This window comes from Desulfomarina sp. (assembly GCF_054039375.1).
Map to the genome: position 1 here is coordinate 1 of NZ_JBPLBA010000054.1, position 15952 is coordinate 15952.

At 46.5% G+C, this 15952-nt stretch carries 11 protein-coding genes and 1 riboswitch; of the genes, 3 read left to right on the top strand and 8 right to left on the bottom strand.

Annotated elements, in window-relative coordinates; genetic code table 11:
• Window positions 1-694: 694 nt before the first annotated feature.
• Window positions 695-892, top strand: a riboswitch (cobalamin riboswitch).
• A gap of 189 nt (window positions 893-1081) precedes the next feature.
• Complete coding sequence (gene thiC, locus ACXLDX_RS02920; RefSeq protein WP_457575694.1) at window positions 1082-2422, top strand: phosphomethylpyrimidine synthase ThiC; 1341 nt, start codon at window positions 1082-1084, stop codon at window positions 2420-2422.
• A complete protein-coding gene (locus ACXLDX_RS02925) occupies window positions 2419-2904 on the top strand; it encodes a hypothetical protein (protein ID WP_457575695.1) in 486 nt (161 codons plus the stop codon). The genes thiC and ACXLDX_RS02925 overlap by 4 nt, the downstream gene beginning before the upstream one ends.
• 739 nt (window positions 2905-3643) lie before the next feature.
• Here the strand turns inward: ACXLDX_RS02925 and ACXLDX_RS02930 are convergent.
• The 3 genes from ACXLDX_RS02930 to ACXLDX_RS02940 form a co-directional block, all read right to left on the bottom strand.
• Window positions 3644-4531 (bottom strand): universal stress protein, encoded by an 888-nt coding sequence (locus tag ACXLDX_RS02930; RefSeq protein ID WP_457575696.1) that lies wholly within the window; start codon window positions 4529-4531, stop codon window positions 3644-3646.
• Between the two features lie 2 nt (window positions 4532-4533).
• Window positions 4534-5601: a sulfite exporter TauE/SafE family protein gene (locus ACXLDX_RS02935; RefSeq protein ID WP_457575697.1), complete on the bottom strand. Its 1068-nt coding sequence runs from the start codon at window positions 5599-5601 to the stop codon at window positions 4534-4536.
• 272 nt (window positions 5602-5873) lie between these two features.
• Window positions 5874-6704, bottom strand: coding sequence for a universal stress protein (locus ACXLDX_RS02940; RefSeq protein ID WP_457575698.1), 831 nt, complete (start codon window positions 6702-6704; stop codon window positions 5874-5876).
• A gap of 540 nt (window positions 6705-7244) precedes the next feature.
• Between ACXLDX_RS02940 and lon the strand changes: the two genes are divergently transcribed.
• Complete coding sequence (lon, locus tag ACXLDX_RS02945; RefSeq protein WP_457575699.1) at window positions 7245-9281, top strand: endopeptidase La; 2037 nt, start codon at window positions 7245-7247, stop codon at window positions 9279-9281.
• A 50-nt stretch (window positions 9282-9331) separates the two neighbouring features.
• Here lon and ACXLDX_RS02950 read toward each other — a convergent pair whose 3' ends face one another.
• From ACXLDX_RS02950 to ACXLDX_RS02970, 5 genes are all read right to left on the bottom strand, one after another.
• The gene (locus ACXLDX_RS02950; RefSeq protein WP_457575700.1) at window positions 9332-10702 is read right to left on the bottom strand and encodes a sigma-54-dependent transcriptional regulator; all 1371 of its coding nucleotides are present in this window, start codon (window positions 10700-10702) and stop codon (window positions 9332-9334) included.
• A gap of 15 nt (window positions 10703-10717) precedes the next feature.
• Window positions 10718-12058 (bottom strand): sensor histidine kinase, encoded by a 1341-nt coding sequence (locus ACXLDX_RS02955; protein WP_457575701.1) that lies wholly within the window; start codon window positions 12056-12058, stop codon window positions 10718-10720.
• A gap of 403 nt (window positions 12059-12461) precedes the next feature.
• The gene (locus ACXLDX_RS02960) at window positions 12462-14084 is read right to left on the bottom strand and encodes an ABC transporter ATP-binding protein (RefSeq protein ID WP_457575702.1); all 1623 of its coding nucleotides are present in this window, start codon (window positions 14082-14084) and stop codon (window positions 12462-12464) included.
• 12 nt (window positions 14085-14096) lie between these two features.
• Window positions 14097-14369 carry an acylphosphatase gene (locus ACXLDX_RS02965; RefSeq protein WP_457575703.1) on the bottom strand — a complete coding sequence of 91 codons (273 nt, stop codon included), beginning with the start codon at window positions 14367-14369 and terminating at the stop codon, window positions 14097-14099.
• 143 nt (window positions 14370-14512) lie between these two features.
• Complete coding sequence (locus ACXLDX_RS02970) at window positions 14513-15670, bottom strand: diguanylate cyclase (RefSeq protein ID WP_457575704.1); 1158 nt, start codon at window positions 15668-15670, stop codon at window positions 14513-14515.
• Between the last annotated feature and the right edge of the window lie 282 nt (window positions 15671-15952).

Sequence of the window (15952 nt, forward strand, 5' to 3'; positions counted from 1 at the left end):
TAACAGGCTGAGTTTCATACGTCATCAGAAAAGAATAAGTTTTTTTTCTGTTGTTTACAGGGATGAAAACCTGTGATCAATATAATAATTTCTTGTTAAAATTCAAGGAGTTTTTAATGTTTATAAAAACCGGTTTTTGGGAAAAAATAAAGGAATGTAACGGGATGGGAACAGATGAGGAAAGATTGTAACTAATTATATTTACAGATAAATTCTGCAATTGGCAAGTTTGCCGGAGATGCCAGGTTCAAAGGTGCCGATGGATAGGCATACTTCAATCCATTGAAAACGAAGCAGATTTGGTAAAATTGTCAATCCCGGAGGGCAAAGAAAATGAAAAAATATACATTCATCCAAAAAGTAAAGGAGCAGTTTCGATAGATATAACATACACTTATAATGAAATTAAATCATAGTTAAATTTTTTCATTTTCTGAAGTGCAGGATTTAGGTTACAATGAGTTTGAGTAAAAAAGAGTAAAAAAGTGAATCCTTCTGTTGAGGGATGCCTGAATCCGTCAGCATTTTTTGGCGATGCAGCCTGTTCTTTTTGATATACCGGAATATGAATTTTACGATCGTTTTTCGAAGTGTTATTAAAAAACAATTACCAAGCTGTTACTGATTCAGGGAGAGGATTTGTGAACGTAAGTAAGTCTGTTTTATAAAAAAATGACTGAAACGTTTGCAAAAACAGATATACAGTCTGCCGGGTGCCTCAGGACAATTGTTCGGGGTGAAAAGGGAATACGGTGAAATTCCGTAACGTTGGGCCAGCGCTGTAAGCGGGGACGACGACTGCTGAAATTGCCACTGTCCGTGTTTGGGATGGGAAGGCGCAGTCCGAGAGTGAACCGCGAGTCAGAAGACCTGCCCGGAAGATATGGCTTTCTTGTCCGAAAAAAGTCCGTACTGCAGTCGTTGACTGGGGTGCGGACTTTTTTATTGCCCGCTTTGACAGGAATTTTTTTTATTACCTGAATCCTGTAACAGGCAGGTTCTTAGTCTTCGTTCACCTGTTGGAAATGCGAGGATCGATGGATTCGATGTGCAGGGTTGAGGAAAAAGGAGCAATGAGGAAATGAAAACTCAGATTGAATTGGCCAGAGAAGGGAGAATTACCCGGGAAATGCAACATGTGGCGGAAAAGGAAGGCTTTGTCCCGGAAGAAATCAGAAAAAAAGTGGCAGCCGGAACGGTGGTTATTCCATGTAATCCGGCAAGACCTGAGCAGAAAATATGTGGTATTGGTGAAGGCCTGCGTACAAAAGTGAATGCATCCATCGGCACCTCCTCTGATATTGTCGATGTTGAGCTTGAGCTGAGAAAAGCGAAAATAGCTGAGGAAGAGCATGTGGACACCCTGATGGAACTGTCAGCGGGGGGAGATCTTGATATGATTCGTCGTGCCGTTCTGGATGGTTGCTTGCTTCCGGTCGGCAACGTCCCCCTGTATCAGGCTTTTGCAGACAGTATTAAAAAATATCGTAATCCAAATAAGCTTGATCCGGAATACCTCTTTGAGCTGATTGAGCGTCAATTGGCTGACGGTATCTCATTTATGGCCATTCACTGCGGAATAAACCGTTTTTCCATTGAACGATTGCGCAAGCAGGGGTTCAGGTATGGTGGACTTGTTTCCAAAGGGGGGACATTCATGGTGTCCTGGATGGAATATAATAATTGTGAAAATCCTCTTTATGAGCAGTTTGACAGGGTCTGTGGGTTGATGAAAAAGTATGATGCTGTTCTTTCCCTCGGTAATGGCATACGGGCCGGGGCAATCCATGACAGTCATGACAGGGCACAGATGGCGGAAATGATTATAAACTGTGAACTGGCAGAACTTGGCCGGGATATGGGCTGCCAGATGATGGTGGAGGGGCCGGGGCATGTTCCCCTTGACGAAATTGAAGGAAATATCATGCTGGAAAAGAGAATGAGCGGCGGGGCACCCTATTACGTACTCGGCCCTCTTCCGGCTGATTCCGGCGCCGGATATGATCATATTACCGCGGCAATCGGTGCTGCCAACTCAGCAAGACATGGTGCGGATCTCATTTGTTATATTACACCGGCGGAACATCTGGCGCTTCCGGATGAAGATGATGTGCGGGAGGGAGTACGGGCCACAAGGCTTGCCGCAAGGATCGGTGATATTGCAAAGTATCCTGAACGGAGAGAACTTGAAAAGCAGGTTGCTCTGGCCAGAAGAGACAGTGATTTCGCAGAGTATTTCAAACTGTCGATGTTTCCTGAAAAAATGCGCCAGGTTCGTGAATCACGCAGTCCTGAAAACAAGGCTACTTGTACCATGTGTGGTGATTTCTGCGCCATGGAGCGTGGTCATGCTCTTTTTAAAAATGATATACATGGAGATAAATGCAGACAAGCGGTTGAGAACTCCAATGGTTGTGGGTGAAATTCTGGCTGCTCCCCCTCACCGGGGGAGTCTGTCTCCAGGGTGAAGACGAAATCGCTTCCATCGGATTTTGCTTAGAGGTAACCATGGGTGGTATGAAAGCCATGACAGCAACGTCAGGGCCGGGAATCAGTCTTTACAGTGAGCAGATTTCTTTTGCCATAGGTGGAGAGATCTCTCTGGTTATAATTGATGTGCAGCGCCTCGGCCCGTCAAGGGGGCGGCCACCAGGGGAGCTGACGGGAGATATACAGTTCCTCCGCTGGAGTAACAGTGGAGGTCTCCCGATTATTGTGCAGGCACCTGTAGATGCTGCGGATTGTTATACCCTGAGCGTTCAGGCATTTAATCTTTCTGAACGATTTCGCTTCCCGGTTTTTCTTGCCCCAAATAAAGAAACGGCCATGACAAGGGAAACAGATCCGGGATACGGTGCAGTATCGAGGGTTTTCTTTTGTGGATATCTGGGGTGTCTGTCCTAGGCGATACAGTAAGAAAAACCGTGTGACCTTGAAAGGGTTGGAGGGTGAAATTGCTGCCTTACCTTCAGTTTTCGGTCTTATTCCGGAGAATGAACGGGATGAGTTTGCTGATCATTACGGCAGGAGGAGTGCAGGGTTGTCTCTGCCCCCGGGCCCTGTGAATAAGGAAGGACAATTGCAGTGGATTTCAAGAAATTACACATTCCTGCTGTGTGCTGGGCTTTGATTTCCCTGGCGATACTGGCAGAGGAAAAAAGTCTTATTACAGAAAAAATGCTCAGAAAAGGTCTTGCCTGCAGGTTCAGGGGAAATCTCTGGAAGAAGCAGAACATTTCCTGAATCAATTTTTCAGCCGAAAATACTCATTCCCCTGGGTCCGTCCGTGAATAGTGACTACCGGGCTCTTGCTCTTGGTCTTCGTTTTTTGGGAAGGTTGTTATCTGTGCTTTTTTCTCTTTTACTTCTGCCGGAATGCGGCTTTTGTGGACGTGTTGGACCTGTCAAATCGGACTGGTGAAAAAAGACATACCAGTCATCTCTTTTAACCCTTTGTTTTCTAGCAAGGGTGCTGGTGTCTTTGTTTTTTGTCCACCATTTGCTCAGCCGATCAGATGCCTGCCACAGAAGGTGAAATCCTCCCATGTACAGTACAAATCCGGCAAACACTGTTCCAGGTTCCATTTTATCACCTCGTGTTTTCCCATGAGTGTCCGGTGTCAGGATGTATTGCAGACTTCCATTAGGAGATAAAATTTCTGACACCACCACTGCCAAGTTTTTTTACAATCAGAGTTGGACTGGTTGAAAGTGCGGTAACTCTTTCAACAATTGATCCGAAAAACATCCGTTCAAGAGCTGTCCTGCTGTAGGAGCCGAGAATTGTCAACTGAATATCGTTTTCTTCCGCATAGGTGACAATGTTTTTATAAGGAGTTCCATCCCTCAGTTCTGTTACGGTGTTGACTTCCAGCTTACGTCCCTGCTCAGCGAGACTCTGAAGGGTTGAAAGAGCCTTTCTCCGTGCTTCCTTGAGGACTCCGTATCGAAGACTCTTGTCCAGTGGGATATCCACGACAGTAAGCATGTGGACTGTGCTGCCGTAGCTCATTGCCAGATCAAGTGCCCTTTGTGCCGCTTCCATGGAGTGTTTTGATCCGTTGATACAGACAAGTATCCTGGAAAAATCAATGGTGGAATTTTCGGGAACAGTTAACACATCACATGGACTGAGACTGATGATACCGGCAGTAGTCCTGCTGAGAAAAACTCGTTCCATACTGTGTCTTTTCTGACTTCCGATGACGATAAATTCCGCTCCTGTCTTTTCAGCCCAGTTGACGATTTCATCTGCAGGATCTCCATGGCGAAGGACTGTTTCAAGCACCATGTTGCAGGAGGCCGCATAGTCCGCGGCCTCCTGCAGACACTGCTGGAATGGCTGTCTAAGCTGGGTGTCAGTATTTTTCAGGGTCAGACGGTTCAGGTCTCCTTCATATCGGGGAGCAACTGAGAGTGCTGTCAGTTCAGCACCCATGGATGAAGAGAGTCGCAGGGCTTCCCTGACAGTGCTTTTAACCGGTGAAACCGGATCAATTGCCACTAGAACAGTACTGACGGAACCAGCCATGATTATGCCTCTGATGCAGCCGCAGCATATGCAGCTTTTTCCTGGCTGCGCGCTTTGAAAAGGTTGTAAAGAATGATGAATGCACCGACCAGCAGAGCAATAACCATAATACCGTAACTGATTTTTGACATGAGTGCGACATTACTGTTGGCGATATGGGTGATATCGAGCTGGTTCATATATTTCGGCATAGCCAGGAATCGACTGACTGCAACAATCAGCATGATTGTGGCCATAACAAACTTAACCATATAGTCTTTGACATATGTGGTTCCGATGGCCCCAAGCTGTACACCGAAAAGTGATCCGGCAAGAATAAGAAGGGTAAGACGGATATCGACCATGCCGTAATATGCCCACAGCAGGGTTCCACCAAGGCCCATGACGAAAGCTATGACAAGTTCGGTGGCTGAAGCGACAATACTGGTTACACCGATGACATACATGAGACCAGGAACGCCGATGAATCCGCCTACGGCAATGGTGGCAGCCAGCATACCCGTTGCGAGGGCGACAGGAGCCAGGAACCAGAAGCTGATGCGGAGATTGATGCGTTTAAAGGTGATCATTGGCCACAGTTCAATTTTCTGCAGTTTCTTGGCAAGTACGGGTTTGCTTGTATCACCGCCCGATCTCATGATTTTGATGGCATCGCGCATGACAAAGGAACCTACTACGACCAGTACCGCGACAAAGGCGACGCTCACATAGAGGTTGGAGCCGGCATCACCCCAGGTGTCTCTGATGAATTTCTGGAAACGAATTCCCACCTGGACACCGACCTCGGCGATTATACCCATGATTACACCAAGTTTGATGTCCACCTGACCATAACGGTACCGTTTGATGGCGCCAACCAGGGCTTTAGGGAATTTATGGCACATGTTACTGGCCACAGCTACTGTTCCGGGTACACCCAGACTCATCATTCCCGGAGTAAGAACAAATGCTCCACCGGAGCCGATAAAGCCACTGACGAGGCCCCCGACAAAACCGACCAGGATAAGGAATATAGCTGAATAGAGATTTAAATCGATAAATTGAAGTGCTTCCGTCACTGGACCATGCATGATTTTTCTCCAATACGTTTGAAAATAAAATGATAAAGATAAAATAATTTTTGATTACGTACAGAACTCAGCCGTGCTGAATTTCGTGGGTAATCAGGAAATAATTAGTTAGTGCCTGTCCATAGTTGGTCTTTTTGCCCGATATCTGCGTTGCCCGAAAAATTTTATTCTCGGAGGTAAGCGTAGACTCCGATATCAATTATATGCCTGCGGTAAAATTTCCCGTGCGCCTTGATCCCGAACAAAAATCCTCATTTCTGGATAGACACCGGTTATGCATTGATCTGTGCCCTGGGGCGATCGTCTCTGCGCTTCTGTACAGTATCAGCAGACTTTTCACGTTTCTCAGCAAGATCGTCTGCCGCTTTCTGGGACCCCTCAATACCGAGCATGGACCAGAAAGCACTTGTAAAGCTTCCATGGAAATAGGAAAAGGCAAAAACTGTAGCTACAGGCAGTATGGCATACCAGCCACCCCTGGTGTAGTATTCCATGACAGTTTCACTACTGGTAAAAACCGCCGCATAGAGAGCGGCGGAACCGAGTCCGAAGATCAGACATTTTTTTGCATAGCGTGTTCTTTTGGCGGACATTGGAAAACCTCCTGTGTTTAAATTATTGAAATGATGTCTCTTTTTATATAATGGATTTCCTTTCCCGGATTGGGTATAGATGACACTGAAAACAGGAACCGGTGCTTTTCTGGTTACCTCAGAGCGCCGGATACCTTTGTCAATTACTATGAAATCAATACGTTTTGCCGAATAACATAGTCGATGGACAACTTTTCCCACCTTTCCTGATTCTTCCGTGTAACTGAAAAACACCGGTTTTTCCCGGGCCTTTTCCTTGAAAATGGTGGCACTCTCTCTGACGGCCCTGCTGAAATGTCGGGCGCGGGCACCGCCATCCGGAAGAAAGGGAAGAGTGTTGACGTATACTGCGTGTATTGCTCTGTTAAGACGCTCGGCAACGCTGATGGCGTAATCCATGACCGGTTCAGTGAGGTGTCCCTTGCTTGTCACCACGAGAATTCGTGGTATGTTGGGTGCTGGTGTCTCGGTTGTTTCACCGGTTTTTTCGTTCATGTCATGTCTGGTCATAACAATCCTGGCAGATTAACTGTAAGATTACTTGTAACTCCTAACAGGGGCGGCAACTCTATGATTTTGTTACCCCTGAACTGTAATTGTTTACAGGTGCAAGTTAAAAACAATATTTCAATATCTATGCCAGGTTGTATTTATTGCGTAACATGTTTGAAATAAAAGAAATAAAGTATGACAGAATTTTACCTGGTTATAGAGTGTTGCGTATTGCAACGACTCCAGGTTTTTGCTGGTGCAAAAAGCAACATCCGTTGCGTATTGTAACATTACCACTTGGTGGTGATTTGCCGGAGGGTTGTTTCCTTTATGTGCGCAACCAGGAAAACAATCAGGCGGCATCACCATCGGACATTCATGGATTGAGGCGAAGTTTAAAAAAGATATTCTGGCATCGAAAATGCTTGCAGTTGAACAATGACCGTAAGCCAGTGTCCCGTCAACACAGCTCTGACGTATCTTGCTTGTCCTTTTTCACGTCATTTCATTGTTGACTTGATACTAGTCACGAAAATAATTGAAACGGGAGCAGTTGTTATGTTTTTCAAAAAAAAACATGAGCAGGATGATGGCCAGCCTGAAGAAAAACCACGGGAACAGACACAACTGGAAAAGGTACGGCAACAGATAAGAGAGGCGGAATTACCCCGCGAGGCGAGAGAGGCGGCAGAAAAGGAGGTTGAGAAACTGGAAAAAACCGATGCTGCTGTAGCGGAATACTCCATCGGTTGCAACTATATTGATTTTATTCTTTCCCTGCCCTGGAATACATCGTCCACCGGTAACTTCGATGTTTCAAGGGCGGAAACATTGTTGAATACACGTCACTGCGGCCTTGACGAAGTCAAGCAGCGAATTCTTGAATTTCTCGCAGCTAAAACCCTCAGGGGGGCTGTACAGGCAAGAATTCTTATTGTAGATGATGAGGAGATTGCCCGAACCAATATGGAACATGTTCTGCTGAAAGACGGTTACAGCTGTTTTCTTGCATCGAACGGTCTTGATGCTCTGGAAATACTTTCCGGTGGAGATATTGATCTGGTGATCACCGATCTGAAGATGGATCGTATGGACGGGATGGAACTTCTTGGCCATATCAACCGAGTTTCTCCTGAAACTCCCGTGGTCATGGTGACCGGATTTGCCACAGTCAATTCAGCCGTGGAAGCTCTGAAAAGAGGAGCAGCACATTACCTTGGAAAGCCGCTAAATCTTGATGAACTGCGCAAAACCGTCAAAGAAGTACTGGAAAAGAGGTTAATGAATGAGATGGGTAAGGGACCCATCCTCTGTTTTACCGGTCCTCCAGGGACGGGTAAAACTTCTGTTGGTAAGGCAATAGCTGAAGCCCTCAATCACCATTTTGTCCGCATGTCTCTGGCTGGTCTGCGTGATGAGGCTGAACTTCGTGGTCACCGGCGAACCTATGTGGGTGCCATGCCGGGGCGAATCATCACTGAACTGAAACGGGCAGGTGTTAATAATCCGGTTTTCATGCTTGATGAGATAGACAAGATCGGTCAGGATTTCCGGGGAGATCCAGCGTCTGTCCTTCTCGAAGTGCTTGATCCAGAGCAGAACGTTAAATTTATGGATCATTATCTTGATCTGCCTTTTGATCTCTCAAAAATTATGTTTGTTGCAACAGCTAATGATCTGTCGAGACTGCCGGGTCCTCTTCTAGATCGTATGGAGATAGTTGAGTTCTCCGGATATACGGAAAGGGAAAAAAAAGATATAGCCAGACAGTTCATGATTCCCCGGCAGTTAAAGGCAACCGGATTGAACCGGGTGGCTATACAGTTCTCTGATGATGCAGTATCAAGAATTATTAATGATTATACGAGAGAGTCCGGACTGCGGGGGCTTGAGCGGGAGATAGCAAATATCTGCAGAAAACTTGCTCTGGTTTATCTGAACAGTGACGGAAAGGATGAGTTTCTCAATATTGATGGAGAAGTTATCAGGGGATTTCTCGGGCCCAGGAAATATCATCGTGAAGCAGCCGAGGTCGGGAACAGGCTCGGTATCACCACAGGTCTGGTCTGGTCAGAGGTTGGAGGGGAAATAATAAGTGTTGAATCGGCGCTGATGCCGGGAACCGGTCATCTTATTCTTACCGGTTCCCTGGGGGAAGTTCTGCGTGAATCGGCCCAGGCCGCTCTCAGCCTTATTCGCAGCCGAACCGGGGAATATGGTGTTCCCGACGATTTTTTCAAGGCCAGTGACCTGCATATCCACCTGCCTTCCGGGGCTGTTTCCAAAGACGGACCTTCTGCCGGGATCACAATTTTTGCCGCATTACTGTCTCTTCTTACGGGAAGGGTGGCGAGAGCCGACACAGCCATGACCGGGGAAATGACTCTCAGTGGCAGAATATTGCCCATAAGTGGTATCCGGGAGAAACTGCTGGCGGCCCAGCGGGCTGGAATTTCAAGAGTTCTCCTGCCGGAAGCCAACAGGGATGAAGTGGAAATACTGTCCGACGATGTGAAGGAAGGGCTTGAAATAATTCTCGTGCGGGTTGTGGATGAGATTATTGATCATGTCCTGGCAGAGATAATAAAATCATAGAGTTGCCACCCCTGTGACCAATTACGAACAAATGGGTCGGGTGGTGGAACTCAGGCATCAGGATTTTCAAGATCGTATCGTTTGATTTTCCGCCAGAGGGAAACCCTGTCTATACCGAGCAGTTTTGCGGCTTTTGATTTGTTTCCTTCGACCTTGTCCAGAACTTCACGGATATAGCTTTTTTCATGCTCCACAAGTGACGGCCAGGGATCGCTGCCAGACCGGGTAGGAATGATCATATCGTTTCGCAGATCGATTGGAAGATGGGGGGGCATGACAATGCTGTCATGGCATTCTATAAGGATTCTCTGGGCGATATTCTCAAGTTCTCGTATATTTCCGGGATATTCATATTGTTTGAGTCGTTCGATAACTTCACCGGAGAGTTGGGGGATATCTTTTCCAGCATGGGCATGCTTGACCATGAAGTGATTCACCAGCAGAGGGATATCATCCCGGCGCTGGGCAAGGGGTGGGACGCGAATCGTGATAACATCAAGACGGTAAAAGAGATCCATTCTGAAGGTTCCGTTCTCCGCCTCCTGTTTCAGGTCTTTGTTGGTTGCCGCAAGAATCCTTATATCAATGGGAATTTCTCTGGATCCACCAACCCTTCGCAGGGTTCTTTCCTGGAGAACCCGCAGCAGCTTGACCTGCATGGAAAGGGAAAGTTCACCTATCTCATCAAAAAAGACTGTGCCGCCCTCTGCCAGTTCCAGGAGTCCTTTCTTTTCTCTGTTTGCCCCTGTAAAGGCTTCTTTTTCATGGCCAAACAGTTCATTTGTTATCAGCTCTTCGGTAAATGCACCGCAGTTAAAGGCAACAAAACGACCCTTTGAACGTGGACTCAGTTCGTGAATTGTTCTTGCCACCAGTTCTTTGCCTGTTCCTGTCTCACCCAGAATCAGAACATTACAGTCAAGCTGTGCCACCTGGGTTATTCTTTCACGCATGGCCTGAACAGCAGGGCTCTGGCCGATGATCCGGGACGCCCCTGTACTGTCGGACAGCTGTTTTTTCAGGGAACGGATTTCTTTCTGCATGCCACTTTTTTCAAGAGCCTTGCCGACCAGAACCTTGAGTTCTGCCACGTTGACAGGTTTAGGCAGGTAATGGTACGCACCCTGTCGAATTGCCTCAATGGCTGTTTCTACACTGGAATAGCCCGTGATGACCACTACTTCTGTCGCCGGCCACTTTTTTTTGGTTCCGTTGAGAACAGCGATACCGTCTTTTCCCTGCATCCGTAAATCGGTAAGGACCAGGTCGACTTCTCTTTCTTCAAGGAGTGAAAGAGCGACCTCTCCACTGTCGGCGACGACAACATCATACCCTTCCTTTTCCATGATCAGGGCCAGGTTTTCCCTGGCAATGGCTTCATCATCCACGACAAGGACGGTTTTTCGGTCTGAAGAGGTCATTTCACGTAATTGTTTCTAACCCAGGGGGAGTTTTATATAAAAAGAAGCACCCTCTCCGGGAGTGCTTTCAACGGATATTTCTCCGTGGTGCCTCTGGATTATACCGTAAACGACGGAGAGGCCAAGACCTGTTCCCTTGCCTTCTTCTTTTGTGGTGTAAAATGGGTCGAACAGCTGTCCGCGTATTTCCGTCGGAATACCCTGACCGGTGTCGGTAATTTCTATAAACACACAGTCTTCCTGCTCATCGACTCTGGCACCAATGGTAATTGTTCCCTGGTGCTCAATTGACTGGGAGGCGTTGATGAGAAGATTGAGGAACACTTCCTGCATTCTCTGGATATCCACAGGAAGAACCAGGTCTTCCGGGACATCGACTGTAATGATAATATCTGCAGGAATCTGACTTTTTACCAGCTCTACCGCCCGATTGACGATATTGATGAGTGACGAGGGGCGCAGGGTGAATTCCTGCAGTCTGGAAAATTCCAGCAACCCCTTGACTATATCTCTTGCCCTGTGGGTTTCCTGTTCAATGTTTTTCAGCATTCTGCGGATCAGTTCCCGGTCGTTGGATTCCATATCGTCAATAGCGATCTGGCATGAAGTGGAAATATTATTCAGGGGATTATTAAGCTGATGGGCCACACCGGCAGTCAGCGTGCCGATTGAAGAGAGTTTTTTTGACTGGACCAGCTGGTCCTGCCTGTGTTCAAGTTCCTGAACCATGGTATTGAATGCTTCCATGACCTGTTGCATTTCGTCCCTGGTGGCAGGGATTTCAAGTTTTTTGAAACGTCCCTGGGCGATATCCTTTGTGGCTTTTTTGATGATGGTCAGCGGATCGAAAATCCGTGAAAAAATAAGAAAAGGAATGAGAATGCTCAGCAGGATGGCAATGGCGGCCCAGATGACCAGTTGCTGTTTGAGTTCTTTCAAGATTGAATAGATCTGAGCGTGTTCGAATTTAACCAGATTTTCACTCAGTCCAACCATCTGCTGACCCTGTAGCCTGATTTTTTCAATTATATTCTTATGCAGATCTGGATTTGCGGGGTCTGTCCTGGTGAACAACCTGAAACTTCTGCGGTAAGTTTCGAGATGACTGCTGAGTTCTTCCAGCATGGGGGCCACTTTCAGTTTTTCCACCTTGTCGGACATATCTTTCTGGGTCTTCAGGGCCAGGTCTATATATTTTGCATTTTCCTGCAGTGCCTGGGGAGTATTGTACAGCAGGTAATTTTTTTCATACCGGCGAACTTCCAGAATGATATTATTGAGTTTATAGGCCAGACCCATGATCTGCAGTTTTTCCTCTGCTGTGCGCAGATCTTCATGGGAAATGTATCCGATCACCAGGATCCCAATCACGTAACATATATGTATGAATTTGAATCTGCCGATGAGGCTGAGGCGCAATGGTCTGAACACAAAATACTCCACTGCTTGGCACTGAAGGCTGACGATGAAAGGCTACAGGGCTCAAGAACTTGTTTATCTGAAGAAGGCCACTTAAAAAATCATGCTGCAGAAGGTTGTATCCCTGCAGTCGGTTTTTCCATCATTGTCCATGGCCCGGCTGTTTGATCCGGCCATGTGCCGGTTTATTGCGAATTTCCAGTGAAAGAATGACCGGGGCTTTGGGCCCGGCTGCATCGATCAGGGAAAAATATTATTTTTCACCCTTGTACTTACCAAAATATAAAGGAAAAGTAAATAGTTGTGAATTGCAGTTGAATAGTCATTCATTTTTATGATTTCATTGCTGAAAATCATACAGGGACGCCTGGAAAAGTGTTTTCGTGTACTTTTGACCGGGCGAAGAAAACAGTTCCCCTGCCGGTCCGCTTTCAACGATTTTCCCATTCTGCATGACAACTATATAATCAGCCATGGTCTTTATAACGCGAAGGTCATGGGATATAAAGATATAAGTCAGGTTGTGTCTTTTTTGAAGCATGAGGAGAAGATCGATAACCTGGGCCTGAATAGTAACATCAAGCGCTGATGTCGGTTCATCCAGGATCAGCAGTTGTGGTTTCAGGATAATGGATCGGGCTATTGCAATCCGCTGGCGTTGTCCTCCGGAAAATTCATGGGGATATCGATTGATTATATCCGCCTTCAGTCCAACTTCTTCGAGTGTCGCAAGGATTTCCGCTCTTCTTCCAGCCCGGTCAAGTTCCGGAAAATGGATTTTCAGCCCTTCTCCGATTATCTCTTCTACAGTGAGCCTGGGGGAAAGGGAAGAAAAAGGATCCTGAAAAACTATCTGCATGTGGCGGCGCAGGTTTCGTATCTGTCTATTATTTAACTGTGCCAGGTCTTTTCCGTTGTAAATGATTTTGCCTTGACTGGGGGTCAGTTTCAAAATGGCAAAGGCGAGGGTTGTTTTTCCTGACCCTGATTCACCAACAATACCGCATGTGGTTCCCCTGTGAAGTCGTATGTTTGCTCTGTCAACTGCAGTGACACCGGTTTTTTCACGTTTGAGGAACTGGTCCCAGCTGCGGGGAGTGGAAAAAAAACAGCTGAGGTTTTCTGTTTCAAGGAGCAATGGAGATTTAGAGATATCTTTCTGTTTATGCTCCCTGGTTGCGAGGGAAAGAAGTTGACCTGCGTAACTGTCCACGGAAGAAGAGAAGAGCTGCTCAGTGTTTCCCTGCTCAATGATGACGCCGTTTTTCATCAGGGCAAGCTGATCGGCATTCTTTTTAACCAGGGTAAGGTCATGGGAAATAAGGAGGAGGCCCATGTTGAATTCCACCTGGATATCATGAATGAGCTGCAGGATCTGGGCCTGGATAGTGACATCAAGAGCAGTTGTCGGTTCATCGGCAATCAGCAGTGCCGGTCTGCAGGCCAGAGCCATGGCTATCATGACCCGTTGCCTCTGACCACCTGACAGCTGATGGGGATAGGCGGTCATGTATCGTTTGGAATCAATGATGCCGCACCGGTCCAGCAATCGTATGGCTTCTTTTTCCGCCTCTTTCTTTGTCATCCTGCGGTGGATGCGAAGGGGTTCGAGAATCTGGTTTCCCACGGAGAAAACGGGATTAAGAGAACTCATAGGTTCCTGGAAAATGATGGCAATCCGGTTTCCCCTGATCAGGCGCATTTCCTCAAGAGAGAGTTTTTGCAGATCCCTGTTTTCAAAAATAATGGAACCGGTAGTTCTTACAGAACTGTTTTCTTCAAGAAGACGCAGGATACAGTAGGCTGTGACAGATTTTCCGGAGCCTGATTCCCCGACAAGGGCTGTTGTTTTACCCCTGGAAATAGTGAAGGAGATATTGTGGAGTACCTGGGTTTGAACAGGGATATTTTCTTTGTTCCGTCCATGGAACCAGAGGTTTAAGTTATTGACGGTCAGCAGCATGGGCAATCCGGCTCAATAACGGATTTCAAAAGAGCTGCACGATTTATCTGCTTTAACATCATATACAAGCACTTCATCCACCCGGGAATGGGGAGATCCCTCATGGAACCAGTTGAGCATTGATTTGATCAATTCTTCCTCCCCGAAGAGAAGGGCTTCAACAGAACCATCGGCAAGATTACGGACCCAGCCAGTTAAACCTAGGCTGGTGGCCTGTCTCTTTGTGTAGTCACGGAAAAAAACACCCTGAACTTTTCCTTTTACTATGACTTTTTTCGTAATCATGTGTCTTGAATTTAGGGTTATATGCTTCAGAGCACCTTGAAAAATCGCCTTTTCACACGATCCCGGCATTACAGGGAAACGAAAATGTCCGTGTTCCCGGAGTTTGAATGAAAAAAGAATTAAAGATTCAGTTTTTCGATGGATCAGGGAGACCCGTTACTATGGAGAATGGCCGAAATCTCGTGGCTGGCAGCTTTGGCCATTTCATTGAACGATGTCGTCATTCCTATATCATAGCGGGTTTCAGAAAATTTTTCTATACGTACTACTTTTCCAATCAGGAGAACGGATGAATTATGTCCTGTTTCCACCTTGACTTTGATCAGGGCACCGATGGGAAGCGGGTGGTTGTTTTCAAAAAGAATTCCACCAACACAGATATCCTTGCTCTTCCCGGAAAAGGGGACTGAATCCTTAAAGTCGAGTTCTTTCACAAGTATCGGCTGGCTGATTTTTACCCGGAGGTAGCGTCTTTTTTCTTTTTTGAAATGGGAGATCCTGTTTTTCCCGGCCCCTTTGGAGAGATAGAGGGCACTGTCCGCCATGGACAGCAGTTGGGTGGGATTGTCTGAATTGAGAGGGTATGAGGCCAGGCCGCCACTGATGGTTATCCTGACGATGTCATCGTTATGGTAAAATGGATGCAGTTCAATCTCCTTTCGTATTCTTTCCGCAAGGATAAACGCATTGATACTGTCTGTGTGGGACATGAGAAGAATGAATTCTTCACCACCGAATCTGGCCGCAATATCGCTGTCCCGTTTTTCCAGATTAATAATGGAAGCAGTTTGTTTCAAAATTTCATCCCCGGTCAGATGGCCGTATGTATCATTAACCTCTTTAAAATTATCGATATCAAGAAAAAGTATTGTGAGGTCGGTATTGTACCGTTTTGCCAGGGAGAGCTGTCGGACAAATGTCTCGTCAAAATATGTTCTGTTGAAAAGGCCGGTGAGCTGATCGTAAATGGTATCGCGTATTACATTTTCATAGTATGTGGTTTCGATGAGACGCGGGTGGGAGAGGTGTTTTGTTGAGGTTTGCAGAAAATCGCTGAGGGCGGTCGTAATGTCGACATATCTTCCCAGGAGTTTTATGAGTTTCAGTCTGTGCTCCAGGGTTTTCTGCCAGAATCGGGCGCCTTTCTCTTCCGGAATGTCTAGCCCTGCCAGAATTTTGAAAACTGCGGTGTATACTTCAGGACCGGAAATTCGTGAATAATCGTCGATTTCGGCAATAAATTCCTCATCGCTTCCGGCTTCCACCATGTACTTGTAAACTGTACTTTCCGTCTGGTTCATGCAGTTGTATCAAGCTCCCTGTTGTTTTCAGACTGTATTTTTGTGAACAGCAAATTAATAACATAAAAATGGAGTTATGTACAACAGGAACTTTTTTATTTAACCCAGGAACTGTTTTAACCCCGAGGGCATTAATCGGAGTTCATTCATGATTACGGTCATCCTCCGCCGATCATTGGAAAGATGGCCAGCATGCAGTTTTCGTCCAGTGTTGAATCGAAAGCTGCATGCCTGGAATTGATCATCAGTACACCGACCTCTTCCCGGTCAATAGCAAGGGAG

What these genes read in the sequence shown, in the direction of transcription:
- ACXLDX_RS02970 (WP_457575704.1), bottom strand. Translation starts at nt 15,670, where the DNA reads ATGAACCAGACGGAAAGTACAGTTTACAAGTACATGGTGGAAGCCGGA.
- ACXLDX_RS02935 (WP_457575697.1), bottom strand. Translation starts at nt 5,601, where the DNA reads ATGCATGGTCCAGTGACGGAAGCACTTCAATTTATCGATTTAAATCTC.
- ACXLDX_RS02960 (WP_457575702.1), bottom strand. Translation starts at nt 14,084, where the DNA reads ATGCTGCTGACCGTCAATAACTTAAACCTCTGGTTCCATGGACGGAAC.
- ACXLDX_RS02940 (WP_457575698.1), bottom strand. Translation starts at nt 6,704, where the DNA reads ATGACCAGACATGACATGAACGAAAAAACCGGTGAAACAACCGAGACA.
- thiC (WP_457575694.1), top strand. Translation starts at nt 1,082, where the DNA reads ATGAAAACTCAGATTGAATTGGCCAGAGAAGGGAGAATTACCCGGGAA.
- ACXLDX_RS02930 (WP_457575696.1), bottom strand. Translation starts at nt 4,531, where the DNA reads ATGGCTGGTTCCGTCAGTACTGTTCTAGTGGCAATTGATCCGGTTTCA.
- ACXLDX_RS02965 (WP_457575703.1), bottom strand. Translation starts at nt 14,369, where the DNA reads ATGATTACGAAAAAAGTCATAGTAAAAGGAAAAGTTCAGGGTGTTTTT.
- lon (WP_457575699.1), top strand. Translation starts at nt 7,245, where the DNA reads ATGTTTTTCAAAAAAAAACATGAGCAGGATGATGGCCAGCCTGAAGAA.
- ACXLDX_RS02950 (WP_457575700.1), bottom strand. Translation starts at nt 10,702, where the DNA reads ATGACCTCTTCAGACCGAAAAACCGTCCTTGTCGTGGATGATGAAGCC.